Source organism: Actinomadura pelletieri DSM 43383 (assembly GCF_003634705.1).
Classification (GTDB): domain Bacteria; phylum Actinomycetota; class Actinomycetes; order Streptosporangiales; family Streptosporangiaceae; genus Spirillospora; species Spirillospora pelletieri.
Map to the genome: position 1 here is coordinate 248,620 of NZ_RBWU01000006.1, position 24,692 is coordinate 273,311.

A 24,692-nucleotide genomic window follows, 5' to 3' on the forward strand; every position below is an offset into this window, starting at 1 on the left:
GCCGGTCCGTGCCGGCCGGGACCCGCTCCGACAGAACGGAGGCACCGGGTGCTGCGGTTGCTCAGTGTCCGACTCCTGGCGATGATCCCGTTGCTGGTCATCGTCAGCTTCCTTATCTACAGCCTCATCGCGTTGGTGCCGGGCGGGCCGGAGGTGGTGCTGGCCGGCGACAACCCGACGCCCGAGAGAATCCAGGAGATCCGCGAGGAACTCGGCCTGGACGATCCGTTCCTCGTCCAGTACTGGAACTGGCTGACCGACGTGCTCCAGGGCGACCTGGGGAACTCCTTCGTCGACGACCAGAGCGTCTGGTCGGCGGTGGCCGCAGGTTTCCCGGTCACGCTGTCGCTGGTCGCGCTCACGCTGCTCATCGCGGCGGTGCTGGGGCTGGCCCTCGGTCTCGCCGCCGGGCTGCGTCCGGGCAGCTGGATCGACCGGCTGTCGACCGTCACCGCGAGCGCGTTCATGGCGCTGCCGTACTTCTGGGTCGGCATGATGCTCGTGCTCGTCTTCGCGATCCAGGTGCGGATGCTGCCGGCCGTCGGGTACGTGCCGTTCGCGCAGAGCCCGCTGGAGTGGCTGCAACATCTCATCCTGCCCGCCTTCTCGCTCGCGACCGTGCCGACCGCCGTCGTCGCCCGGCAGACCCGCGCGGCCGTGACCTCGGTGATGCAGGAGGACTACGTCCGCACGGCGCGGGCCAAGGGCCTGCATCCCCGGCGGGTGGCCGTCAAGCACGTCATGAAGAACGCCGCCGTTCCCGTGGTCACCGCGTTCGGCGTCGAGGCCAACCGGCTGATCGGGGCGACCGTCGTCATCGAGCAGCTGTTCGCCCTGCCGGGCGTCGGGAAGCTGGCGTACTTCTCGGTGTTCTCCCGGGACTTCCCGATGGTGCAGGGGATTCTGCTGATCACAGCCGTTCTGATCATGCTCGTGAACCTCGCGGTCGACCTTTCGTACGGCTACTTCAATCCGAAGGTCAGAACGTCATGACGCCAAGTGAGAGCGTGGACATCAGCAAGCCGGTCGCCGTACCGGTCAAGGACGGCGAGGAGAGCGACGCCGCGGGGCACGTCTCCCGGACGCGCGCGGTCGTGCGCCGCTTCCGGGCCAACAGGTCGGCCGTCGTCGGCGGCGTCCTGCTCCTGCTGATCATCATCGTGACCGCCGCCGCGCCCCTCATCGCCCCCTACGGGCCGACCCAGGTCGACATCAGCGACCGGCTGTCGGGACCGACCGCCGAACACTGGCTCGGCACCGACTCGCTGGGACGCGACACCCTGACCCGCCTCATGCACGGCGGACGGGTGTCGCTCGCCGCCGCCGGGCTCGCCGTCCTGATCGCGACCGCCATCGGCCTGCCGCTCGGTCTGATCAGCGGTTACTTCGGCGGCGTGGTCGACTGGTTCCTGGACCGCGCGGCGGACGTGCTGATGTCGTTCCCCGCGATCGTCCTGACGATCGCCATCATCGCGGCGGTCGGTCCGGGGTTGACGACCGCGATGGTGTCGCTCGGCATCGTGTACGCGCCGCGTATGTACCGGGTGGTCCGCGGCAGCACCATCGAGGTCCGCCGGGAGGTCTACATCGAGGCGTCGACGAGCATCGGGACGCCGAGTTTGGTGATCCTGCGCAAACGGGTTCTGCCGAACATTCTGCCCGCCACGCTCGTCCAGCTGTCGTTCCTGCTGGCGTCGGCGCTGCTGGCCGAGGTGACCGTCAGCCTGCTGGGCCTCGGCGCCCTGCCGCCGACGGCGAGCTGGGGCAGCATGCTCGGCCAGGCGTTCCAGGAGATGCGCAGCCAGCCATGGCTCGCCGTGTATCCCGGCATCGCGATCGCGATCGCGACCCTGTGCTTCAACCTGGTCGGCGACGGGCTCCGGGACGCCTTCGGCCGCGAGACGAGGAAGGCCTCATGACGACGAAGAAGAAGGACGAGCGGGACGACGGGGAGCTGCTGCGGATCGAGGACCTGCACGTCGACTTCCTGACCGACCGCGGCTGGACGAACGTCGTCGCGGGCGTGTCCTTCGACGTCGGTCCCGGCGAGATCGTGGGTCTGGTCGGCGAGTCCGGCTCGGGCAAGAGCGTCACCAGCCTGTCGGTGCTGCGGCTGCTGCCGAACGCGTACTCCCGCACCACCTCGGGCCACATCTGGTACCAGGGGCGCGATCTTCTGAAGATGCCGGAGCGGGCGCTGCGCGACGTGCGCGGCAACGAGATCTCGATGATCTTCCAGGAGCCGATGACGAGCCTGAACCCGGCCTTCACGATCGGCGACCAGATCGCCGAGGTCTACCGGCGGCACAAGGGCGGCACGCGGCGCGCCGCGTTCGCCCGCGCCGCCGAGATGCTCGACCTCGTCGGCATCCCGGACGCGGGCAGCCGCGTCAAGGACTACCCGCACGAGTTCTCCGGCGGAATGCGGCAGCGGGCGATGATCGCGATGGCGCTGGCCTGCGAGCCCAAGCTGCTCATCGCGGACGAACCGGCCACCGCGCTGGACGTGACGGTGCAGGCCCAGATCGTCGCGCTGCTCTCCCGGCTCCGCGACGAGACCGGGTGCGGGATCCTGTTCATCACCCACGACCTCGGGCTGGTCGTCGAACTGGCCGACCGGGTCGTGGTGATGTACGCGGGCGAAGTGGTCGAGACCGCGGCGGCGCTCGACCTGTACAACGCGCCGAAACATCCGTACACGGCCGGGCTGCTGAGCGCCATGCCGCATCTCGGGGTGCGCGGAAAGGAACTGCCGACGATCCCGGGCCGCACCCCCGAGCCGTGGCGGATGCCGGAGGGCTGCCGGTTCGGCCCCCGGTGCGGGCACACCAGCGAGGAGTGCGTGGCCGCCGCGCCCGCGCTCCGGATCGTCGAGGCGGGTCGCAGCAGCCGCTGTTGCCGTACCGAGCAGCTGAACTTGGCAGGTTCCCCATGAGCGTCGAAGGTGTTGAAGGTTCCGGCGCGAAGGCGCCGTCGTCGGGCGCGCCGGTGCCGGAGTCCACGACCGGGCCGCTCGTCGACGTCCGCGACGTCAGCGTGGTGTTCCGGAAGAGGCGGACGCTGGCGGCGGCACGGCAGGTGCGTGCGGTCAACGACGTCACCTTCCACATCGCGGAAGGCGAGACGTTCGGCCTGGTCGGCGAGTCGGGGTCGGGCAAGTCGACGACCGGACGCGCGCTGCTGAAGCTGGTGCCGACGGAGAGCGGGTCGATCAAGGTCGCCGGGCACGACGTCACCCACCTGCGCGGCGGGAACCTGCGCAGGGCCCGGCGCAGTATGCAGATGGTCTTCCAGGACCCCTACTCGTCGCTCGATCCGTCGTCCACGGTGGCGGCGAGCATCGCCGAGCCGCTCGTCGTGCACGAGAAGTTGTCGGCGAAGGAGGCGCGGAGCCGGGTGAACGACCTCATCGAGATGGTCGGGCTCCGGGCGAGCTACGCCGAGCGCTATCCGTACGAGTTCTCCGGCGGGCAGCGGCAGCGGCTGGCGATCGCGCGGGCGATCGCGCTGAACCCGCGGTTCATCGTGTGCGACGAGGCCGTGTCCGCGCTGGACGTCTCCACCCAGAACCAGGTGATCAACCTTTTGGAGAGGCTGCGCGCGGAGTTCCGGCTGACCTATCTTTTCATCGCGCACGACCTGGCCATCGTGCGACACATCTCGCACCGGGTCGGCGTTATGTATCTGGGACGGATCGTCGAGACCGGCCCGGCGGAACGGGTCTACTCCGCTCCGGCGCATCCGTACACGCAGGCGCTGCTGTCGGCCATCCCGGACCCGCGCAGGCGGTCGGGACGGATCGTCCTGGAGGGGGATCTGCCCGACCCGGCACGGCCGCCGGTCGGCTGCCCGTTCCAGACCCGGTGCGGGTTCGTCATGGACATCTGCAAACAGCGGGTGCCGGAGCACACCGCCGTCGAGGGCGGGGGAGAGGTGGCGTGCCATCTGCAGACGACCGGCCCCACGCTCGCGGGCTCCCCCCTGCACGATCTGATGCCGACGCGTGCCACGTCCACCTCGTAAAGGCCCTGCTCGGGGCACTGGCGGTCGTGACTCGCCCCACATTGACCGACATAAATCGGAAGACATACTCTGTACTATGTCAGACAAACGCAAAGGACTGCCGTGACCGACCCCAAGCTCGACCTGACGATCGACCGCCCGGCCGAATCCGTCCCGGAGATGGTCGTCCGCCGAATCCGTGACGCGATCGCCGCTGGGCTGCTCCCACCGGGTCGTCAACTCACCGAGCGTGAACTCGTGGAACTGACCGGTGTGAGCCGTACGTCGGTGCGGGAGGCCATGCGGCACCTCCAGACCCTGGGTCTCGTGGAGCCGTCGCCGAGCCGCGGCGTCCGCGTCGCCAGGCTCGGCAGCGCCGAGGTGCGGGAGATCTACGAGGTACGGGACGCCCTGGAGCCCGCCGCCGCCGAACTGTTCGTGCTGCGCGCGACCGACGAGGAGGTCGCCGCGCTCGTGGAGAAGGTCCAGCCGCGCGCCTCCGGCGAGGAACGCCTCCAGGCCATATACGAGTTCGACAACCTGCTTCTCGCGGGCGCCCGCAACTCGTTGCTGAAGTCCATGCTGGAGCCCCTGCACACGCGGATCCACGCGCTCCGCAGCCTCTCGGTGACCATCCCCGGGCGGCACGCCGAGTCCCGGCAGGAATACCTCGACATCGCCGAGGCGATCGCCGCCCGTTCGCCCGAACGCGCGTCGGAGGCCGCGCACCGCCATGTCCGGGCGGCCGCCAAGGCCGCGCTGAAGGCCGTGGAAATCCTCGAGAAGCAACACCCGAATTCATAAGTCCACATCGTGGCGTGAAGCCACGTCGGCACGAGTGCGAGGGTGATATCGCCATGGCCCTGAAAGATGTGGCAATCGTCGGCGTCGGGTCGTCGGACTTCGGACGGCTGTACGCGGACAAGAGCCATCCGAACGACGCGTACGAACTCGCCGCGGAGGCGTTCAGAGAGGCGTTGGACGACTGCGGAGTCACCCAGCGGGACATCGACGGCCTGCTCTGTATCAACATCAAGTACGGCCAGTTCGGGGAGACCGTCGGGCTCACCGCCCCGGGATTCGTCCACGACCTGGAGGGCACCGGTCGCATGAGCGGTGTCGCGTTGCAGGAGGCATACGCCCTGATCCGCTCCGGAATGGCGGACATGGTCGCCTGCGTCTACGCGACGAACGGACGGTCGGCCGGTCTGAAATACGGTGGCGGCGACGCGGACCCCGCCGGGGCGTACGACGCCATGTACGGAATGACGTCCACCGGCGCGTACGTGTCGATGATGTACCAGCGGTACAGCCGCCTTTACGGGGCCCCGGAGGACGCCCTCGCACCGCTAGCCGGCAACAACCGCGCGAACGGGGCCCGCAACCCGATCGCGGTGTTCCAGAAGGAGATCGACCGGGACGAGTACATGGCGTCCCGGTTCATCGCCGAACCGCTGCGCAAACTCGACTACTGCATCATCAACGACGGCGCGGTCGCGTTCATCGTGACGTCCGCCGACCGGGCCCGCGGGCTGCGGAAGAAGCCCGTGAAGGTCGCCGCCACGGCCGGACGTGCCGAACTGAGCCGCAGCTACATCAGCCCCGACTTCTACTTCTCGACGAGCGCCGCCGTGGCCGACGAGCTGTACAAGAAAGCGGGAATCGGCCCTGACCAGATCGACTGCATGCAGGTCTACGACAACTTCCTGCCGACGATCCTGTTCACCCTCGAAGGCTTCGGTCACGCGCCTCGGGGAGAGTCCTGGGAATGGGTCCGGGACGGTCGTATCGAACTCGGTGGCGAGCGGCCCCTCAATACGTCCGGCGGACATACCAGCGAAAGCTACATGCAGGGCTTCGCGCTGCATGTGGAAGCGGTACGGCAACTGCGCGGCGAAGCCGGCGACCGGCAGGTCGAAAACTGCAACACCGTGCAGTACATGTGCGTCTCGCCCATCGTGACTTCGCACATCTTCACGACCGAATAGGGAGGGGCAGTCGATGGACGTCGCGGCGTACGAGAAACTCTTGCCGGACATCACCCCGCGGAACAAGCCGTTCTGGGACGGCTGCGCCGCGGGCGAGCTTCGGCTGCAGCGGTGCACCGACTGCGGCCGGTACCGCTTCCCCGACGCGCCGGTGTGTCCGCAGTGCCTTTCCGGTTCGGCCTCCTGGGAGGCGGTGAGCGGAACCGGGACCCTCTGGTCGTGGTGCACGATGCACCAGAAGTATTTCGCCGCCTTCGCCGACGAGGTCCCCTATCGGCTGGTCTATGTGCGGCTGACCGAGGGCCCGCTCGTCATCAGCGTCCTGGCCGACGAACCGGACGAGCCGCGGCTCGACCAACCGGTTCGCGTGGTCTTCCGTCCGAGCCCCGGCGGACGTGTCATTCCGCAGTTCAGCACCGGCGACCTGGTCACCGCAGCCTAAGGTTGGGAATTTTTCATGGACTCGATCGCTGATCACTCTCTCGTCCGCTACGAGGACCTGTCCGACGGCGTCGCCCGCATCACGTTGAACCGGCCCGAGAAGCGCAACGCGATGAGCCGTGCCGCGCGCGCCGCGCTGCTGGAGGTGCTGGACCGCTGTGACGGCGAGGTCAAGGTGATCATCTTGACCGGTGCCGGGCCCGCGTTCTGCGCGGGCGTCGACATCAAGGAGGCCGGAGAGGAGCCCATCGACACCGACCGCCGTGGCGCGGGCAGGCACACGAGCTGGCTGACCGTCCAGAACCGGATCAGGTCGCATTCGGCGATCGTGATCGCGGCGGTCAACGGGTTCGCGCTCGGCGGCGGGCTGACGCTGATCAACTCCAGCGACCTTGCCATCGCGGCGGAGGACGCGCCCATCGGCATGCCCGAGGTCGGCTTCGGCCTGTACCCGGGGCTCGCGGGCCCGTCCACGCAGCTGCGGCTCGGGGCGAAGCGGGCCGCGTGGATGGTGTTGACCGCCGACCGGATCACCGGCGCGACCGCGGCGGAATGGGGCCTGGTGAACCAGGCCGTTCCCGCCGACGAGCTCCAGTCGGCCGCGCTGGACCTGGCGCGGCGCATCGCCCGGCACAACCAGGTGACGCTGGCGTGGTCGAAGCGCGCGCTGCACGAGATCCCCATGTACATCTCGGACTGGACGAAGGCCATCGAGTACGGCGAGGACGTCCGGTACCAGATCTCGGCGCGCACGGACGTTCTCGACGACCCGGAGGCGACCCACCGCAAGGCGGTCGGCCGCGCGGGCGACGGCGTGCGATGAGCGGACCAGAACACGTGGGCCCGCTCCTTCGGGTGGTGGAGCTGGCCGAAGGCGTGGCGGGCCAGGTCTGTGGACGGCTGTTCGCGGGCTTCGGCCACACCGTGATCAAATGCGAGCCGCCCGGCGGTGATCCGCTGCGGACGAGGGAGCCGGTCGACGCCGACGGCCTCGGCTACACCTTCACCGCGTTGAACGCCGACAAGCAGAGCGTGTGCGTCGACCCGGAGAGCCCGGACGGCCGGGCCCGGCTGGCGGAGCTGCTGTCGTCCGCCGACATCCTGATCACCGACTTCGGTCCGGGCCGCGCCGCGCGGACCGGCCTGACACCGCACCGGCTGCGCTCGGCGCATCCCCGACTCGTGATCGTCGCGCTCACCCCCTACGGCGTCGCCGACGAACGCTCCGACGTCCACGGCGACAGCCTGCTCGCCGAGAGCTACGGCGGGCTCGCCGCGATGGTCGGCGAGCCGGACCGGGCGCCGCTCAGCCTCGGCGGCGAGCAGACGGCGCACGCCGCCGCGTTCGTCGGCTTCTACGGCTCCATGCTCGCGCTGCGGCGCCCGGGCGGGGACGTCGTGGACGTCGCGCTCTGCGACGTCGCCGCGTACATCGACTGGAAGAGCGACGTCGTCTACGCGGAGACCGGTCAGATCCCCACGCGGACGGGCACGAACATCGGACGCTGGCGAACCGTCCGGGCCGCGGACGGATGGATCGGGCTCATCTACACGCCCGAGCAGTGGGACAGCGTCGTCGAGCTGATCGGTGACCCGGCGCTCGAGGATCCCCGGCTGCGCGGCGACAAGGCACGCCTGGACCTCGTCGACACCTGGTGGCCCGCCGTCGAGAGATGGGCCGCGGCGCGCACCAAACGCGAGATCTACAACGAGGCGCAACGCCTCGGCCTGCCGTTCGGGTACGGCGCCGACCTGGCCGACCTTGTCGCCGACCCGCAGTACCGGGCGCGGTCCTTCGTCTCGGACGGCGCCGCCCGGCTCGCTCCCGTCGTCGGCCTGCCGTGGAGGTTCGGTTCCCCCCGGGACCTCCACGGCACCGGCGAGACGACCGGGCCGCGCCCCCCGATCCGCGGGGGCGACGGTGCCGCCGCGGGTGGCGATCCGGCCCCGCTGGCGGGCGTCGTCGTCCTGGACCTCGGCACCATCACGGCCGGGGCCGCGACCGGACGGCTCCTCGCCGACTACGGCGCCACCGTCATCAAGATCGAGTCGATGGGACGTCCCGACGCGTTCCGGGTGTGGCCCGTGCCCACCGAGGGGGACGCCGACGTCACGGAGGAGTCGCCGCTCTTCGAGTCGAACAACGCCGGCAAGCTCGGCATCACCCTCGATCTGAAGACCGACTCCGGGCGGGCGGAGATGCGGCGGCTGGTCGAACGGTCCGACGTCCTGATCGAGAACTTCACCGTCGGCGTCACACGGCGGCTCGGCATCGACTGCCCGACACTGATGGAGGTCAACCCCCGCCTGATCTACCTGTCGCTGTCCAGCCAGGGGCAGTCCGGCCCGGAGTCGGGCACCCGCTCCTACGGTTCCAGCCTCGACCTCCTGTCGGGTCTGGCGTCGGTGACGGGATACCAGGGTGGGCGGCCGATGTGGTCGTCGGCCGACATCAACTATCCCGACCAGATCGTCTCCCTGTTCGGCGCCGGGCTGATCGCGTACTGCCTCGCCCAGAACCTGCGCGGGACGTACCTCGACGTGTCACAGCGGGAGCTGGTGAGCTGGACGCTCGCCGACCGCATCCTTGAACACCTTGACACCGGGACCGTTCCAGAACCGACCGGCAACCGGCGTCCCGGCAGCACCCCCCACGACGTCTACCGCTGCGCCGGCGACGACCAGTGGATCGCGATCGCCTGCCGCACCGACACCGAACGGGCCGCGCTGGCGACGCTCGTCGGCGCCGGCGGCATGGCGAGCCGACCGTCCCCCTGGTGGGAGCGGAACCACGAAGAGGTCGACGCCGCGATCAACGCGTGGTCCGGGAGCCGCTCGAAAGAGGAGTGCCTGCGCGAGCTGACTCTGGCGCGGGTCCCGTCCGCCCCGGTGCTGTCGGCGCGGGAACGGGCCGAGGACCCGCACTTCCGGCGCCGCCGGGTGTTCCTCGACGAGCCCCGCCGCCAGAAGGGGTTCCCGCTGCGGCTGCTCGGCTACGAGCCGCCCCCGCCGCGCCCCGCCCCCCGACTCGGCCAGCACGACGCCGAACTACGCGATGGTCACTGGCCGGGCGCCGAGGCCCGGCCCGCCGCGGGGCGGGTCTCCGTCGAAGTACCGCCCCAGCGTTCAGGAGGATCGACATGAATGCCAACGATGCCGCCGTCATCATCGGAGCGTACGAGCATCCGGGGCGTGAGCTGCCCGACAAGTCGCTCGCGCAGATCCACGCCGAGGTCGCGATCGGCGCGCTCGCGGACGCGGGTCTGACGCTCGACGACGTCGACGGCTTCTTCCTCGGGCACGACGCGCCGGGCTATGGCGGCGGCTGGGTCTCCATGGCCGAGTACCTGGGGCTTCGCAACCTCACCTACATGGACTCGACCGAGAGCGGCGGGGCCTCGCCGATCTACCACGTGTCGCACGCCGCGGCGGCCATCGCGGCGGGCAAGTGCAACGTCGCGCTGATCACGCTCGCGGGCAAGCCGCGCACCGGCATCCAGCCCGGCGGCGGTGGACCGTTGCGGCCCGAGGACAGCTTCGAGATGGGCATGTTCACCGGCGCCGGGCTGGTCAGCACGTACGCGCTCGCGGCCCGCCGCCACATGTACGAGTACGGCACGACCAGCGAGCAGCTCGCCGAGATCAAGGTGGCGGCGACGATCCACGCCTCCCACAACCCGAACGCCTTCCTGCAGAAGGTGATGACGGTCGAGGACGTCGTCAACTCGCCGCTCGTCGCGGACCCGCTGCACCGGGCCGACTGCTGCCTGGTGACCGACGGCGGCGGCGCCGTGGTCGTGGTCAGCCGCGAGGTCGCCCGCAGCCTGAACCGGCAGCCGGTGAAGATCCTGGGCCAGGGCGAGGCGGCGAAGCTCACCGACGGCGGGCGGGTCGACCTCACCTACACCAGCGCCGTCCAGTCGGGGCCGCGGGCGTTCGAGCAGGCGGGCGTGACCGTTCGCGACATCGACTACGTGTCGATCTACGACAGCTTCACCATCACCGTCCTGGAAATCCTTGAGGACCTCGGGTTCTGCGAGAAGGGCGAGGGCGGCCGCTTCGTCATGGACGGGACGCTCGTCGCCCCGCACGGCCGCCTCCCGTTCAACACCGACGGTGGCGGGCTCAGCAACAACCATCCGGGGCACCGCGGCGGCATCACGAAGATCATCGAGGCGGTGCGGCAGCTGCGGGGCGAGGCGAACCAGGGAGTGCAGGTGCCCGACTGCGAGATCGCCCTGGTGCACGGTAACGGCGGCGACCTGGGCACCCGGATGCGCAGCGCCACGATGATCTTGGGAAGGGACGCCTGATGGGCGAAGTACGGACGCCGGTTCTGCCCGCGCCTAAGCCGGTGGTGAACCCGGACACCGCGGAGTTCTGGAAGGCGACGGCAGAGGGACGGTTCCTCGGCAGGCGCTGTGACGACTGCGGGGCGGCGATCTGGTACCCGCGGCCGATATGCCCGTTCTGCCACAGCGCGAACACGCGGTGGGAGGAGTTCACCGGCCGGGGCAGCGTCTACTCCTACAGCGTCGTCCACCGTGCCGGGGGCGAGTGGAAGGGCGTCACACCGTACGTCCTCGCCTACGTTGAGTTGGACGAGGGCCCCCGAATGATGACGAACATCGTCGACTGCGACGTCGACAGGGTCGCCATCGGAGACAAGGTCGAAGTGGTGTTCGAGGACACCGGCGACGGCAACGCGCTGCCGCGCTTCCGTCCGGTGCAGAGCCAGTCGGCGTAGAGCCAAGCGGTGCAGAGCTAAAGGAAGTTGGACAGGCATGACCATCAACAAGGTGTACGAGTCTCCGCTGGCCGCCGTCGCCGACGTCCCCGACGGCGCGAGCGTGTCGATCGCCGGGTTCGGCAAGACCCACAGTTTCCCGACGAGCCTCACCGTCGCGTTGCGCGAGCACGGCGCCCGGCAGCTGTGCCTCGTGGCCAACTCGCTCGGCGAGGGCCCCTACCGTTCGATCAGCCTCGTTGAGAACCGGCAGGTCAACAGGCTGATCGTGTCGTTCTCGGCACGTGCGGGGGAGGCGACCTCGGCGGCCGAGAAGCAGATCGCGGCGGGGGAGATCGAGGTCGAGCTGGTGCCGCAGGGCACGCTGGTCGAGCGGCTGCGCGCGGGCGGCGCCGGGATCGGCGCGTTCTACACCCGCACCGCCGTCGGCACGGCGGTCGCGGAGGGCAAGGAGACCCGCGTGATCGACGGCGTCGAGCACGTCCTGGAGCACGCCCTGAAGGTCGACTACGCGTTCATCCGCGCGGCCCGCGCCGACCGCTTCGGCAACCTGGAGTTCGACGGCGTCGGCCGCAACTTCATGCCCGCGTTCGCCAAGGGCGCCGAGATCACGATCGCCGAGGTGGACGAGATCGTCGACGGTGAGCTGGACCCGGAGCGGATCGGCCTGCCCGGCATCTTCGTCAGCCGGGTGGTCCGCAAGACGGTCGAGGTCGAGCACGACTTCCCGGTCGTCCGGGAGGGACGCGGCGCCGACAGCGCCCGCACCTACAACGGGAAGCAGGCGCTGACCCGCCGGCGGATGGCGGAGGTGGCGGCGGGGCTCGTGCCGAGCGGCAGCTACATGAACCTCGGTCTCGGCATTCCCACCCTCATCTCCGACTACATCTCCGGACGTGACATCGTCCTGCACTCGGAGAACGGCGTCCTCGGCTACGGCACCATCGCCTCCAAGGACGACTACGACCCCGAGATCTACAACGCGGGCGGCCAGTACGTGCACCTGGAGAAGGGCGGTTCGTTCTTCGAGAGCGTGACGTCCTTCGAGATGGTGCGCGGCGGGAAGGTCGACTACGTCGCGCTCGGCGCGTTCGAGGTGGACGCCGTCGCCAACCTCGCGAACTGGACGACGCCGAAGATGGTGGGCGGCGGCATCGGCGGGGCCATGGACCTCGTCGCGGGCGACGTCAACGTGATGGTGCTGATGACGCACCTCGACTCCAAGGGACGGCCGAAGCTCGTCAAGAGCTGCGAGTACCCGCTGACGGGACGCAACTGCGTGAACATCGTCGTCACCGACCTGTGCGTGCTGCGCCGCGTCGACGACGTGTTCAGGCTGGAGTACGTCGCACCGGGCTTCACGGCGCAGGAGGTCGCCGACCTCACCGACTTCGAGTTCGACTTCGGTGACTTCGCCACCGCAGGTGCGTAGGTCCGCCGTGTCGGATCTCGTGGGGATGAGCGCCGCGGAGCTGGCACAGGCGTACGAGCGGCGTGACGTCTCGCCGGTGGAGGCGACGCGGGAGGCGCTCGCCGCCATCGAGGAACGGGACGCGGAGCTGAACGCGTTCGTGCTGGTCGACGCCGACTCGGCGCTGCGCGCGGCGGCCGAGTCGGAGGCTCGCTGGTCGGCCGGGACGCAGCTCGGCTGGGCGGACGGCGTCCCGACCACCGTCAAGGACCTCGAACGGACCCGGGGATGGCCGACACTGCGCGGCAGCTGGCTCGCCGACGAGTCGGGGCCGTGGACGGAGGACTCGCCGAGCGTGGCGCGGCTGCGGGAGGCGGGCGCCGTCCTCATCGGCAAGACCACGACCCCGGAGTTCGGGTGGAAGGGCACCACGGACTCGCCCCGGTTCGGCGTCACCCGGAACCCCTGGGATCCGGCGCTGACGCCCGGCGGGTCCAGCGGCGGCTCGTCCGCCGCGGTCGCGGCGGGAATGGGCACATGGTCGGTCGGCACGGACGGCGGCGGCTCGGTCCGGCTCCCGGCGGCGTTCACCGGCACGGTCGGGTTCAAACCGACCGGCGATCTCGTCTCGACGTATCCGCCGGGCAGCAACGGGACGCTGTCCCACCGCGGGCCGATCACGCTGTCGGTGCTGGACGCCGCCGTCATGCTCGACGTGATCGGCCGGCCCGATCCTCGCGACTGGGCGGCGGCGCCCGCCCGCGACGGGTCGTTCGTCGTCGGAATCGACGCGGGCGTCTCCGGCCTGCGGGTCGGGTACTCCCCGGACCTCGGCTACGGCCGAAACGATCCCGAGGTCGCGGCGCTGGTGACCGCCGCCGTCGGCGTGCTCGCCGAGCTGGGCGCGCACGTGACGGAGGTCGAGCCGATCTTCGACGATCCCGTCGAGGCGTTCCAGACCCTGTGGTGGTCCGGGGCCGCGCGTTCGCTGGGGTCGTACGCCCCCGAGCGGCTCGAACGCGTGGACCCAGGGCTGATGGAGTGCGCGGAGCGGGGGCGCGCGGTCTCCGCCGTGGAGTACCTGGACGCGATGGCGGTCTGCGCCGACCTCGGGCTGCGCATGGCCCGGTTCCACGAGACCTACGACGTCCTGGTCACGCCGACCGTGCCGACCGTCGCGTTCGAGGCGGGACGAAGCGGCCCCGGCACGGAGCCGCCGCACCTCTGGGCGTCGTGGACGCCCTACACCTATCCGTTCAACATGACCCGGCAGCCGGCGCTGAGCGTGCCGTGCGGCGTCACGCGTTCCGGACTTCCGGTCGGGCTCCAACTGGTCGGCGCCCGCCACCGGGACGGCCTCGTGCTCCGGGCCGGACGCGCCTACGAGCGGCACACCGGCTGGTCCCCGGTCACCGAGGCCTCGCGAACGCGGGACACGAAGAGAGGACAGCTGAGATGACCGAGCTACCCACGGTCGCGAACCTGGTCAACGGAGAGTGGCTGCGCAGCGACCACGAACGCACCGTCCACCACAAGTTCACCGGCGAACCGATCGCGACGGCCTACGACGCGACGCCCGGCATGGTCGCCGACGCCGTGTCCGCGGCGCGGGAGGCGAGCCGCACCCCGCTGAACCCCCTCGAACGGTTCGAGATCCTGCGGGCGGTCGCGGACGCGATCGCCGAGAACCGCGAGCGGCTCGCGCTCGATGTGGCCCGCGAGTCGGGGTTCAGCGTGAAGGACTGCCTCGGCGACACCGACCGGGCCGTCCAGACGATGCTGATCTCCGCCGAGGAGGCCAAGCGGATCGACGGCGCGGTCGTGCCGATCCAGGCGGCGCCGGGATTCGCGCACCGGCTGGCGTTCACGATCCGGCAGCCGGTCGGCGTGGTCGGCGCGATCACCCCGTTCAACTCGCCGCTGAACACCGTCGCGCACAAGGTCGGTCCGGCGCTGGCGGCGGGGAACGCCGTGGTGGTCAAGCCGTCGCCGTTCACGCCGATCGCGGCGGCGGAGCTGTGCCGGATGCTGCTGGACGCGGGCCTGCCGCCCGGCCTGCTCGGCCTGGTGCTCGGGCCGGGCGACCCGGTCGGGCACGCCCTCGTCGACGACGAGCGGGTCGACTTCATCACCTTCACCGGCAGCACCGCCGCCGGTAAGGCCATCTCCGCGCGGCTCGGGATGCGGCGCGCGACGATGGAGTGCGGCAACGTGTCCGCGACCATCGTGTGCCGGGACGCCGACGTCGCGTCCGCGGCGCAGCAGTGCAGCCGGGGCGCGTTCCGCAAGTCGGGGCAGGTGTGCACGTCGGTGCAGCGCCTCTACGTCCACGCGGACGTGCTGGACGAGTTCCTCACCGAACTCACCGACGCGGCCGGCAAGCTCGTGCTCGGCGACCCGGAGGACCCGGCGACCGACATCGGCCCAATGATCACCGAGGCGGCGGCGAAGCGGGCCGAGGAGTGGGTGAACGCCGCGGTCGACCAGGGCGCCACGGTCGTCACGGGCGGAACGCGGTCGGGCCCGGTGATGCACCCGACGATCCTGGTGGACGTGCCGGGCGAGGCGCGGCTGCTCTGCGAGGAGGCGTTCGCCCCCGTCGTGTCGGTCGTTCCGTTCGAGGACCTCGACGCCGTGATCGACGCGGTCAACGACACCCCGTACGGCCTCCAGGCGGGCATCTTCACCCGCGATCTCGACACCGCGCTCACCGCGGCTCGGAACCTTCGGATGGGCGGGGTCGTCATCAATTCGACGTCCAGTACACGCGCGGACCTGATGCCCTACGGCGGGGTGAAGGACAGCGGGTACGGGACCGAGGGCCCTCGTTACGCCATCCGCGAGATGACGGAGGAACGGCTCATTCTGATGGAGCCCGCGGGCGGGCCGAGGTGAGGACGGACGATGCCGGTACGGATCTCCGCTGACGAGCTGCGGGACGCCGCGACGCGGATCTTCATCGCGTGCGGGGTCCCGTCCGGCGACGCCCTGCTGGTGGCCGACAGCCTCGTGCAGGCCGACCTGTGGGGCCACCAGTCCCACGGGGTGCTGCGCGTCGGCTGGTACGTCGACCGCATCCGGGCCGGCGTCATGACCGGCCAGACCAAGGCCGAGATCGTCTCCGGCACCGGCGCCGTGGCGACCCTGGACGGCCGGGACGGCATCGGCCAGGTCATCACGGCGCAGGCGGCGCGGGAGGCCGTCGACCGGGCCGGGCGGCACGGCGTCGGGGTCGTCGCGGTGCGCAACTCCAACCATTTCGGCACCGCCGCGTACTTCACCAGGATGGCGCCGCCGCGCGGCTGCATCGGCATCCTGACGACGAACTCCAGCCCGGCGATGGCGCCGTGGGGCGGACGCGGGAAGCTCGTCGGCAGCAACCCCTGGTCGATCGCGGCGCCCCTCGGCGGCGACCGGCAGTTCGTGCTGGACATCGCCAACACGGCCGTCGCCAGGGGGAAGATCTATCTCGCGCGGAACCGGGGCGAGGAGATCCCGGACGGGTGGGCCGTCGACGCGGACGGCACGCCCACCCGCGACCCCGAGGCGGCCCTGCTCGGCGCCGTGCTGCCCATGGCGGGCCACAAGGGCTACGGCATCTCGGTGATGATGGACGTCCTCTCCGGGGTGCTGAGCGCGAGCGGCTTCGGGTCGGCCGTCAACGGGCCCTACCAGTCCGAGAAACCGGGCCGTTCCGGACATCTCTATATGGCCCTCGACATCGCCTCCTTCAGCCCGGTGCCGGAGTTCGAGGAGCGCATGTCGGCCCTGGTGGCGGAGCTGAAGGCCGGCTCACGGGAGGGGGAGGACGAGGTGCGCTACCCCGGTGAGATCGAGGACCTCGCCGAGGCGCGGAACGCTCGGGAGGGGCTGTTGCTTCCCGAACGGACCGTCGCCGACCTACGCCGGGTCGCCCACGACCTGGGCGTCGACGTTCTGGAGGGGCGATGAGCGTCACCGTCAACGCGATCCGCGTCGGACGGTCGGAGAACGTCCCGCTGGCCGCCGCCGTCTACGGCTCGGCCAGCGACGAGACGATCGACATCCACATGTTCATGTTCGTGATCGAGGCCGCGGGCACGCGCGTCGTCGTCGACACGGGGACGCTCGCGCCCGAGTACGTCCGGGCGCACCACCCCTACGCGTTCGTACGCACACCGGAGGAGCTGCCCGAGACCGCGCTCCGCGAATGCGGAGTCGACCCCGACGACGTCGACTACGTCGTCAACACCCATCTGCACTGGGACCACTGTTCGAACAACGCCCTGTTCCGCAACGCCCGGATCCTGGTAGGGCGCCGCGAGCTCGAATACGCGATCCATCCCTTGCCGCTGCACGAGCGCGCGTACGAGAAACTGCCGGGGCTCCAGGCGCCCTGGATGTCGGCGTGGGACCGGACCGAGGCCGTCTCCCACGAGCAGGAGATCTGCCCGGGGGTGACCGTCGTTCCGCTGCCCGGGCACACGCCGGGCTCCCAGGGCGTCCTCATCGAGACCGACGCCGGACGCTACCTGCTCGCCGGTGACGCCATCGGCGTCTACGAGAACTGGGACCCGCACGACTGGCGCAAGTGCGTCGCGCCGACCATCCACACCAACCTCTTCGAGTGCTACGACACCTTCCAGTTCGTCGCCGACCTGGACTGCGAGGTCATCCCGAGCCACGACCACCGCATCCTCGACAGCCCCCTGTTCCAGCGGCGGCGCCGGGACGACGTGGTCCCGGCGGGTGACGTCCAGGCCACAACGTGAGTGGGCCTCCCCCCAGCGGCAGCTGGGAGGAGGCCCGGGGAGCAGCGCCCCGTCAGCGGTACGGGGCGCCGTTTATCACGGATGCCGGGTCGTGCCCGTCATCACACTCGCTCCCACAGCGCCGGTACATTCGCCGGGGTCCAACCCGAGATGGCCTGGTGGGCCTGGATGCACCGGTACTGGACGCCGTTGTAGGTCACGACGTCCCCGACCTTGTAGACGGTTCCCTCGGCCCAGGAACCGCTCGGGTCACCAGGGTCGCCCGGGTCAGGATCGCCCGGGTCACCGGGGTCGGTGGCGCCGGTGTACAGCGTCAGGCCGTACACCTGGAGCAGCTCGTTGATCGGCTGGAAGAACGTCGTGCCGCCACGGCTGCAGTCGCCGGAACCGCCCGACGTCACGCCCTGCGCCTGGGTACCGCTGATGTACGAGCCGCCCGAGTCGCCGGGCTCGGCGCACACCGTCGTCTGGGTCACCCCGGTGATGGTGCCCTCGGGGTAGGTGACGCTGGTGTTGAGCCGCGTGATGGAACCGCAGTGCCAACCGGTGGTGGAGCCGGACCGGCAGACCTGCTGGCCCGCCTGCATCACGGTCGAGCCCTCCACGGCCCGGTCCGCGACCTTCCCGTAGCCGTTCACCCGCGCGGTGGGCGTCCACTGGCTGTTGGCCGCCACCCACGCGTAGTCGTTGCCGGGGAAGCTCGAACCCTGGAAGCTGCCCAGCTGCGCCCGGTTGTGGCCGCTGACGCTCGTTCCGGCCTTGCCGCAGTGCCCCGCGGTGGCGAAGCCCGCCTGCGTGCCGCCCCGGGTGACGGGGAAGCCGATGGAACAGCGTCCACCGCTGCCCATGTAGTAGGCATCGCCGCCGCGCAGGTCGTACAACGGGCGCGGCTGGATGTTCGAGCGCTCGATGGTCACCATGCCGAGGCTGACCCCGGCGGCCTTGGCGAAGGCGCGTGCCTTCTCGGGAGCGGAGGTCTGCAGCACGACCCTGTTGCTGCGGACGTCCACGGCCCAGACGGGCGTGTGCGAGGTGTCACTCCCCGCACTGGCACGGTCCAGTTTGGCCTTGGCGGCATCGAGCTGCGCAAGGCTGTACTTGACGACCGTCGCCTTGGCGCCGTGCGCGGCGATCACCGAGGCCTTGCCGCGATCGGTGGTGGACACGTGCAGCGTTCCACCGGTCTTGCCGGTGACATAGCTGCCCGCGTAGCTTCCCGCGAGCCTCAGCTGGAGCTTGCCGGCGGTGGCGCCCGTGTCGACCTGGTTGGCCAGCGCCTGCTTCGCCTCGGCCGCGGTGAGGCCGAGGTCGCGCTGCATGGCCTGGAGCATGGCCGCGGGGACGTTCGCCGCCGTCGCCGCGGAGTACGGCGAGGGCTGCTGGGGAGCGGACGGTTGGGCCGTGGCGACGCCCTGTGTGCCGGCGAGGCCCAGTACGCCGACGGCGAGTACGGCGACCCGAAGGCCGCGTCTGTGAGACATGTGTCTCTCCTCGTGTGGGGGGTGCGGCAAAGGTAAATGGCCGAGCCCGGACGAGAAAGCCTCTTGACGCCCGCGTTCTGGCGAGTTGTCGCCGGTGTCGATCTTCGCCACCGCACCCACTTGCCCCGCGGGCCGACCGGGCGGAAAATCCAATTGCTCATTTGGTGTTTCGGTCGAGGCGGCCTGGAAGTGGAAGACATACGGGCGAAGCCGCGGCCAGGGTAAGATCTTCCGCGTTTCGGACGTGATCTCCGGCCCGCATGGCCGCGCCGCACGAGAAATGTGGGCATTTGATGGGCGGTAGAGGCTTGGCTGCCTCCCGCCACTGCTAGATAATCCCGTCCATGTCTCCCGCCTCCGCGACCGGTGAGAATCCATTCGCGGCGCTCGGTGTCACCGCATCGCAACAGTCCATTTACTCTGCGTTGCTCTACCATCCCGGCAGCACGTTGGGCGAGCTGGTGAAGCTGACGGGCGAGCCACGGGCCCGTCTGGCGGCCCTGCTCACCGAACTGGAGTCGCTCGGCATGGTCGGCGTCGACGCCTGCGCCGGTCCGGCGGCCGGCGAGCGGACGGATCCGAGATACCTCCCCTACCCTCCGGACGCCGTCGTCGAGGCGCTGATCCACAAGCGGGAGACCGAGTTCATCCGCGCGCGCATCGAGGCGAAACGGCTCAGCGGCGACCTGCTGGCCGCCGAACAGCGCACGAACCCGCAGAAGCTCGTGGAGGTCATCGACGGGACGGACGCCGTCGCGCAACGCTACGAGCAGGTGCAGCGCCGCGCGGTCAAACAGGTCAAGGCCATCGACAAGCCGCCCTACGCCGTCGACCCCGTCGGCCCCAACGAGATCGAACGCGAACGACTCGCGAGCGGGGTGGAGTACCACGTCATCTACACCCCGGAAGCGCTCGCCATCCCCGGGAAACGCGACGTGGTCCGGCAGGACGCAGTCCTCGGCGAACAGGCCCGCGTGCTGGAGAACCCGCCGACGAAACTCGTCATCGTGGACGACGAGATGGCGCTGATGCCGCTCCAGGGCGACGAGCCGGGGATGACCGCCGTCATCCGTCCGTCGACACTGCTCGACATTCTCATCAGCGTGTTCGACAACTGCTGGGAACAGGCCACGCCGCTGTACGCCGACAAAGAGTCCTGCGACGTCTGGCCCCGGCTGTCCGACGCCGACCGGCACCTGTTGACCCTGCTCGCCGCCGGTCTGAAGGACGAGGCCGTGGCCCGGTACACCGGCATGGGCGCGCGCACCGTCAGCCGGCACGTCGCCCGACTGCTCCGCACGCTCAACGCCCGGACCCGGTTCCAGGCGGGGGTGCACGCGGCCCGCCGTGGTCTGATCTGACCGCGCGCCGTCTACGATCTTCAGTGCCCCCGATCGAGGTGCGTGCCGCCGCGCACCGCTAGGAGACGTCCGGTGAGTTCGACCATGCCCCACCGCTCGACCTCGGGCTTCTCGATCTCCGGACGGCGGCCCGTACATGACGGGGCAATGTGGGAACTTCCGGCGGTGCCCGTTCGGTTACGCAGATGATGCGACCACGGTGGGGCGGTCTGTAGGGTGTCCGCCTAGGTGAGCCGGGAAGCCTGGTCGGCATGGCGGTGACGGCTCGGCTCATGTGAGGGAATTCATGCTTATCGCGGTCTTATCCGGCCTGCCTTCAGACTGAGGCGGTTCCGGTTCCCTTTTCACACCCCTGTACCAGCGGGAGAGATGCATGCGTGTTCTAGTTCTCGGCGGCGACGGATACCTCGGCTGGCCGACGGCCCTCCACCTGTCGCGCCGTGGCCACGACGTCGCGGTCGCCGACAACTTTGTCCGGCGCCAGTACGACTACGAGTTGGGTGTGGAGAGCCTGGTACCGATCGAGTCGCTCCAGACCCGGATCGCGGCGTGGAAAGACGTGACGGGCGAGTCGATCGGTATTTACGTCGGTGATCTGACCGACCCCGACTTCACCTACGAGATGCTGCGCGACTTCCGTCCGGAGGCCGTCGTGCACTTCGCCGAGCAGCGGGCCGCGCCGTACTCGATGATCGACCGCAAGCACGCCGTGTACACGCAGGTCAACAATGTCGTCGGCACGCTCAACCTGCTGTACGCCATCAGCGAGGTGGACCGCGACATCCATCTGGTCAAGCTCGGCACGATGGGCGAGTACGGCACCCCCGAGATCGACATCGAGGAGGGCTGGCTGGAGGTCGAGCACAAGGGCCGCACCGACCGCGTCCTGTACCCCAAGCGGCCCGGGTCGTTCTACCACCTGTCGAAGGTCCACGACAGCCACAACATCGAGTTCACCTGCCGGATCTGGGGCCTGCGCGCCACCGACCTCAACCAGGGCGTCGTGTACGGGCAGCAGACCCCCGAGACCGTGCTGGACGACCGTCTCGCGACCCGGTTCGACTACGACGCCGTGTTCGGCACCGTCCTGAACCGGTTCGTCATCCAGGCCGTGCTCGGGCACCCGCTGACCGTCTACGGCACCGGCGGCCAGCGGCGCGGGATCATCGACATCCGCGACACCGTCCGGTGCATCGAGCTGGCCTGCGAGAACCCCGCCGAGCGCGGTGAGTTCCGGGTGTTCAACCAGATGACCGAGGCGATGTCCGTCCAGGAACTCGCCGACACCGTCGCGCGATGTTTCCCGGGCGGCGTCGAGATCGACCACCTCGACAACCCCCGGGTCGAGAAGGAAGAGCACTACTACAACGTCGTCCACACCCGGCTGCTGGACCTCGGCCTGACCCCGCACCTGCTCTCCGATACGCTGATCACTTCGCTGTTCGACGTCGCCAAGCGGTACGCGGACCGGGTGCGCCCCGAGGCTCTGCTACCGAAGGTGAACTGGCGTGACCACGCCAGTCCCGTGCAGGAGACGTGACGATCGGGAGCCCCATGAGCGACGCACAGGGCGCGTTCACGCGCGCCACCGGCCGCGGCCTCGGTGATCGGGACGCCGAGGCGGCCGGGCCGGACAAACCCCGCTACCGCCGCTACCAGTTCGACCTGATCGCCCCGCACTGCGGTGCCGCCGTGCTGGAGGTCGGCGCGGGTCTCGGCGAGTTCTCGGCCCAGTTCTCCGGCCTCGCGCGGCTCGTCGTCACCGACGTCGATCCGGGCGCGGTCGAGTCGGCGAGCAAACGCTTCGCGTCGGACGGACGCGTCGCGGACGACATCGAGGTCCGCGTGTTCGACCTGGACGCGGGCGACCTCCTCGACCGGCCCGTCGACACCGCCGTCGCCATCAACGTGCTGGAGCACTTCGAGGACGACGCCGCCGTCCTGGCCTCGCTGGCGCGTTCGGTCGTCCCGGGCGGCACGATCGTGCTGTGGGTTCCCGGCTATCAGAGCCTCTACAGCGACTTCGACCGCAAGGTCGGGCATTTCCGGCGGTACACGCCCGCGACGCTGCGGGACGCGATCGTCCGCGCCGGTCTCGGCTGCGAACTGGCGCGGCCGGTGAACCTGCTCGGCGGGCTCGCCTGGTGGACGGCCATGCGGCTCGGCCGGGCCCAGCAGCCGAACTCCGGCGCCGTCGGCGTGTACGACCGGGTGATCGTCCCCGTTACCCGGGTGCTGGACCGCGTCCTGCCCGTGCCGTTCGGCCAGTCGGTCCTCGCGGTCGCGCGGGTCCCGGCCGACGCCGGGACCGCACCCGACTGATGCGCGGCTTCCGGCTGATCTTCACCCGCTACACGGTCGGTTCGGTGCTGGCCGCCGTGCTGAGCGAGGCGACGCTGCTATTGATGTACGGCCCGGGGCTGCTCGGCCCCGGTGCCGCGTCCGTGGTCGCCTGGGGCGCGGGCGCGGCGCTGAACTACGTCCTCAACCGGTGGTGGGCGTGGGGGCGGCGGGGACGCGCCTCACTGTGGCGCGAACTGGTGCCGTACTGGGTGATCGCCGTGGCGAGCATGGCCCTGTCCGCGTGGGCGACGGACGTGGCGGACCGGTACGCCCCCCGACTGGTGGAGTCCGACGTGTTGCGGACCGCGTTCGTCGGCGGGGCGTTCCTCGCCGTCTACGGTGTGATGTTCGTGGTGAAGTTCGTCCTGTTCCACTACTTCGTCTTCGCGGGCGCTCCGACGACCCGTTCCGCGGAGGCCGGGGCGGAGACGACCGGTTCGGCGCGGCGTTCCCGCCACCAGGTCCCGATCACGACCCGCGAGTAGCGGAAGCCGTACACGAGGTTCCCGCCCTTCTTCGTCGTCCCGGCGGCGCGCAGCCGCATCGTCGCGGGCACCTCGCGCACCCGGTATCCGCGCGAGATGACACCGATGAGCAGCTCGGACGACTGGTACTGCGGCTGCCGGAGCGTTACCGTCCCGGTGACCTCCGCCCGCATGGCGCGCAGCCCGAACGAGGTGTCGGTGATGCGCTGCCCGGTCAGCAGGCTGACCACCCACGCGAAGACGTGCACGCCGACGCGGCGGACCCGGTCGTAGGTCTCCTGCCGTCCCAGCAGCCGCGACCCGGTGACGAAGTCGGCCTCGCCGTCCAGCACCGGCCGCAGCACCCGCGGTATCTGCGCCGAGTCGTACTGGCCGTCGGCGTCGGTGGTGACGATGAACTCGGCGCCGCCCTCGCGGGCGAGCCGGTAGCCGAGGCGCAGCGCCGCGCCCTGTCCGCGGTTGACGGGCACGTCGCAGACCATCGCGCCGTGCTCGCGGGCGACGGCGGCGGTGCGGTCGGACGCGCCGTCCACCACCACGATCACGGCGGTGTCATGCCCGGCGACGCTCGGCGAGATCGACCGGACGACGTCGCCGATGCCCCGTTCCTCGTCGTAGGCGGCGATGACGACCGCGATCGGGGGGAGCCGCGTCCCGTACTCGGCGGTGAAGGCGGCCACGGCCGCGCGGTCGATGCCGACGTCGTCGCCGCTCATGCGACTTCCACGGGCGCGAAGTCGGGCCACACGGTCTCCATGCCGGTGCGCAGGTCGTGGCGCGGCTCGTAGCCGAGTTCGCGCGCCAGGGAGATGTCCAGGACGACCGCGGGCATCTCACCCGCCTTGGCCGGCACGTACTCGGTCGGAATCGGCGCGCCGGTCACCGCCCTGGCCGCCTCGATCAGGTCGTTGACGCTGGTGGACAGGCCCGATCCGACGACGAGCGGGCCGGTGTGCCCGGTGCGCCACGCCAGCAGCACGGCCTGCACCACGTCGTCGACGTGGACGTAGTCGCGCAGCTGGGTGCCGTCGCCGTACACCTGGACGCCCTCGCCGGCGCTCGCGGCCCGCATCAGGCGCGGCACGAAGCTGTCCTTGTGCCGCATCCCGGGGCCGTAGACGTTCGCGAAACGCACCGCGCAGGTCTGGATGCCGTACACGCCGGTGTAGGCGCTGAGCAGCATCTCCGCCGCCGCCTTCGTCGCCCCGTAGGGGGTGAGCGGCCGGAGCGGCAGCCGCTCGTGGATGGGGGTGCCGCCGACGTCGCCGGTGACGGCGTTCGTCGAGGCGAACACCACGCGCGGCACCTCACGCTCGCGGCACAGTTCCAGCAGGCCGGCCGTGGCGTCGACGTTCAGGCGGTAGACCCCGGCCGGGTCCTCGATCGACCGCAGGACCGAGGTGGCCGCGGCGAGGTGCACCATGCCGTCCAGGTCCGCGGAGACGGCGGCGTCGCGCACCGCCGGGTCGCACAGGTCGCCCACGACCGAGCGGACGGCGGGATCGGGATGCGGACGCTGATCGACGACGACGGGTTCCGCTCCGGCGGCCAGCAGCGCCCCGACCAGGCGCCCGCCGATGAAGCCGGCCCCTCCCGTCACCAGCACCCGCCTACCCGCGAGGCCGGCATCCTCCTGCCGGTCCATCGCCGTTCCGCTCATGGGTTCACCCGCCGTACGCTCG

General features: G+C 70.3%; 23 protein-coding genes. 20 read left to right on the top strand and 3 right to left on the bottom strand.

The genetic code is table 11. The annotated features are described in order from the left end of the window. The first annotated feature begins 48 nt into the window (after positions 1–48). From BZB76_RS26415 to BZB76_RS26490, 16 genes are all read left to right on the top strand, one after another. Entirely contained in the window at positions 49–993 is a 945-nt protein-coding gene (locus tag BZB76_RS26415) for an ABC transporter permease (RefSeq protein WP_121437122.1), read from the top strand. Continuing rightward, on the top strand, positions 990–1,919 hold the full coding sequence (locus tag BZB76_RS26420; protein ID WP_121437123.1) for an ABC transporter permease: 930 nt from the start codon (positions 990–992) through the stop codon (positions 1,917–1,919). The genes BZB76_RS26415 and BZB76_RS26420 overlap by 4 nt, the downstream gene beginning before the upstream one ends. Beyond that, positions 1,916–2,935 (top strand): ABC transporter ATP-binding protein, encoded by a 1,020-nt coding sequence (locus BZB76_RS26425; protein WP_121437124.1) that lies wholly within the window; start codon positions 1,916–1,918, stop codon positions 2,933–2,935. The genes BZB76_RS26420 and BZB76_RS26425 overlap by 4 nt, the downstream gene beginning before the upstream one ends. Continuing rightward, positions 2,932–4,023 carry an ABC transporter ATP-binding protein gene (locus BZB76_RS26430; protein WP_121437125.1) on the top strand — a complete coding sequence of 364 codons (1,092 nt, stop codon included), beginning with the start codon at positions 2,932–2,934 and terminating at the stop codon, positions 4,021–4,023. The genes BZB76_RS26425 and BZB76_RS26430 overlap by 4 nt, the downstream gene beginning before the upstream one ends. A 102-nt stretch (positions 4,024–4,125) precedes the next feature. Beyond that, complete coding sequence (locus BZB76_RS26435) at positions 4,126–4,806, top strand: GntR family transcriptional regulator (RefSeq protein ID WP_121437126.1); 681 nt, start codon at positions 4,126–4,128, stop codon at positions 4,804–4,806. A 53-nt stretch (positions 4,807–4,859) separates the two neighbouring features. Then, positions 4,860–5,990 carry a thiolase family protein gene (locus BZB76_RS26440; RefSeq protein ID WP_121437127.1) on the top strand — a complete coding sequence of 377 codons (1,131 nt, stop codon included), beginning with the start codon at positions 4,860–4,862 and terminating at the stop codon, positions 5,988–5,990. Positions 5,991–6,003: 13 nt separating this feature from the next. Next, the gene (locus BZB76_RS26445; protein WP_121437128.1) at positions 6,004–6,432 is read left to right on the top strand and encodes a Zn-ribbon domain-containing OB-fold protein; all 429 of its coding nucleotides are present in this window, start codon (positions 6,004–6,006) and stop codon (positions 6,430–6,432) included. A 15-nt stretch (positions 6,433–6,447) separates the two neighbouring features. Next, positions 6,448–7,254, top strand: a complete 807-nt coding sequence (locus BZB76_RS26450; RefSeq protein ID WP_121437129.1) for an enoyl-CoA hydratase/isomerase family protein — start codon at positions 6,448–6,450, stop codon at positions 7,252–7,254. Positions 7,255–7,268: 14 nt separating this feature from the next. Further along, positions 7,269–9,575: a CaiB/BaiF CoA-transferase family protein gene (locus tag BZB76_RS26455; protein WP_170180756.1), complete on the top strand. Its 2,307-nt coding sequence runs from the start codon at positions 7,269–7,271 to the stop codon at positions 9,573–9,575. Continuing rightward, positions 9,572–10,744 carry a thiolase domain-containing protein gene (locus BZB76_RS26460; protein WP_121437131.1) on the top strand — a complete coding sequence of 391 codons (1,173 nt, stop codon included), beginning with the start codon at positions 9,572–9,574 and terminating at the stop codon, positions 10,742–10,744. The genes BZB76_RS26455 and BZB76_RS26460 overlap by 4 nt, the downstream gene beginning before the upstream one ends. After that, positions 10,744–11,178, top strand: coding sequence for a Zn-ribbon domain-containing OB-fold protein (locus BZB76_RS26465; protein WP_121437132.1), 435 nt, complete (start codon positions 10,744–10,746; stop codon positions 11,176–11,178). The genes BZB76_RS26460 and BZB76_RS26465 overlap by 1 nt, the downstream gene beginning before the upstream one ends. A gap of 37 nt (positions 11,179–11,215) precedes the next feature. Then, entirely contained in the window at positions 11,216–12,610 is a 1,395-nt protein-coding gene (locus tag BZB76_RS26470; protein WP_211343197.1) for a 3-oxoacid CoA-transferase, read from the top strand. Positions 12,611–12,617: 7 nt separating this feature from the next. After that, a complete protein-coding gene (locus tag BZB76_RS26475) occupies positions 12,618–14,048 on the top strand; it encodes an amidase (protein WP_170180757.1) in 1,431 nt (476 codons plus the stop codon). After that, complete coding sequence (locus tag BZB76_RS26480; RefSeq protein WP_121437134.1) at positions 14,045–15,484, top strand: aldehyde dehydrogenase family protein; 1,440 nt, start codon at positions 14,045–14,047, stop codon at positions 15,482–15,484. The genes BZB76_RS26475 and BZB76_RS26480 overlap by 4 nt, the downstream gene beginning before the upstream one ends. A 9-nt stretch (positions 15,485–15,493) precedes the next feature. Beyond that, positions 15,494–16,540, top strand: coding sequence for an Ldh family oxidoreductase (locus tag BZB76_RS26485; RefSeq protein ID WP_121437135.1), 1,047 nt, complete (start codon positions 15,494–15,496; stop codon positions 16,538–16,540). Next, a complete protein-coding gene (locus BZB76_RS26490) occupies positions 16,537–17,340 on the top strand; it encodes an N-acyl homoserine lactonase family protein (protein WP_121437136.1) in 804 nt (267 codons plus the stop codon). Before BZB76_RS26485 ends, BZB76_RS26490 begins: the two co-directional genes overlap by 4 nt. A gap of 101 nt (positions 17,341–17,441) precedes the next feature. On the opposite strand, the gene BZB76_RS26495 is transcribed toward BZB76_RS26490, so the two are convergent. Next, the gene (locus tag BZB76_RS26495; RefSeq protein WP_121437137.1) at positions 17,442–18,821 is read right to left on the bottom strand and encodes a carbohydrate-binding protein; all 1,380 of its coding nucleotides are present in this window, start codon (positions 18,819–18,821) and stop codon (positions 17,442–17,444) included. Between the two features lie 344 nt (positions 18,822–19,165). Between BZB76_RS26495 and BZB76_RS26500 the strand changes: the two genes are divergently transcribed. From BZB76_RS26500 to BZB76_RS26515, 4 genes are all read left to right on the top strand, one after another. Next, entirely contained in the window at positions 19,166–20,182 is a 1,017-nt protein-coding gene (locus tag BZB76_RS26500; protein WP_121437138.1) for a helix-turn-helix transcriptional regulator, read from the top strand. A 373-nt stretch (positions 20,183–20,555) separates the two neighbouring features. After that, the gene (locus BZB76_RS26505) at positions 20,556–21,722 is read left to right on the top strand and encodes an NAD-dependent epimerase/dehydratase family protein (protein ID WP_121437139.1); all 1,167 of its coding nucleotides are present in this window, start codon (positions 20,556–20,558) and stop codon (positions 21,720–21,722) included. Between the two features lie 14 nt (positions 21,723–21,736). Continuing rightward, on the top strand, positions 21,737–22,504 hold the full coding sequence (locus tag BZB76_RS26510) for a class I SAM-dependent methyltransferase (RefSeq protein WP_121437140.1): 768 nt from the start codon (positions 21,737–21,739) through the stop codon (positions 22,502–22,504). Further along, positions 22,504–23,010, top strand: a complete 507-nt coding sequence (locus BZB76_RS26515) for a GtrA family protein (protein WP_121437141.1) — start codon at positions 22,504–22,506, stop codon at positions 23,008–23,010. The genes BZB76_RS26510 and BZB76_RS26515 overlap by 1 nt, the downstream gene beginning before the upstream one ends. Here the strand turns inward: BZB76_RS26515 and BZB76_RS26520 are convergent. Both BZB76_RS26520 and BZB76_RS26525 read right to left on the bottom strand, forming a co-directional pair. Next, positions 22,899–23,726 (bottom strand): glycosyltransferase family 2 protein, encoded by an 828-nt coding sequence (locus tag BZB76_RS26520; RefSeq protein ID WP_121437142.1) that lies wholly within the window; start codon positions 23,724–23,726, stop codon positions 22,899–22,901. The genes BZB76_RS26515 and BZB76_RS26520 overlap by 112 nt on opposite strands. Beyond that, a complete protein-coding gene (locus tag BZB76_RS26525; protein ID WP_246007222.1) occupies positions 23,723–24,670 on the bottom strand; it encodes an NAD-dependent epimerase/dehydratase family protein in 948 nt (315 codons plus the stop codon). Before BZB76_RS26525 ends, BZB76_RS26520 begins: the two co-directional genes overlap by 4 nt. Positions 24,671–24,692 lie beyond the last annotated feature (22 nt).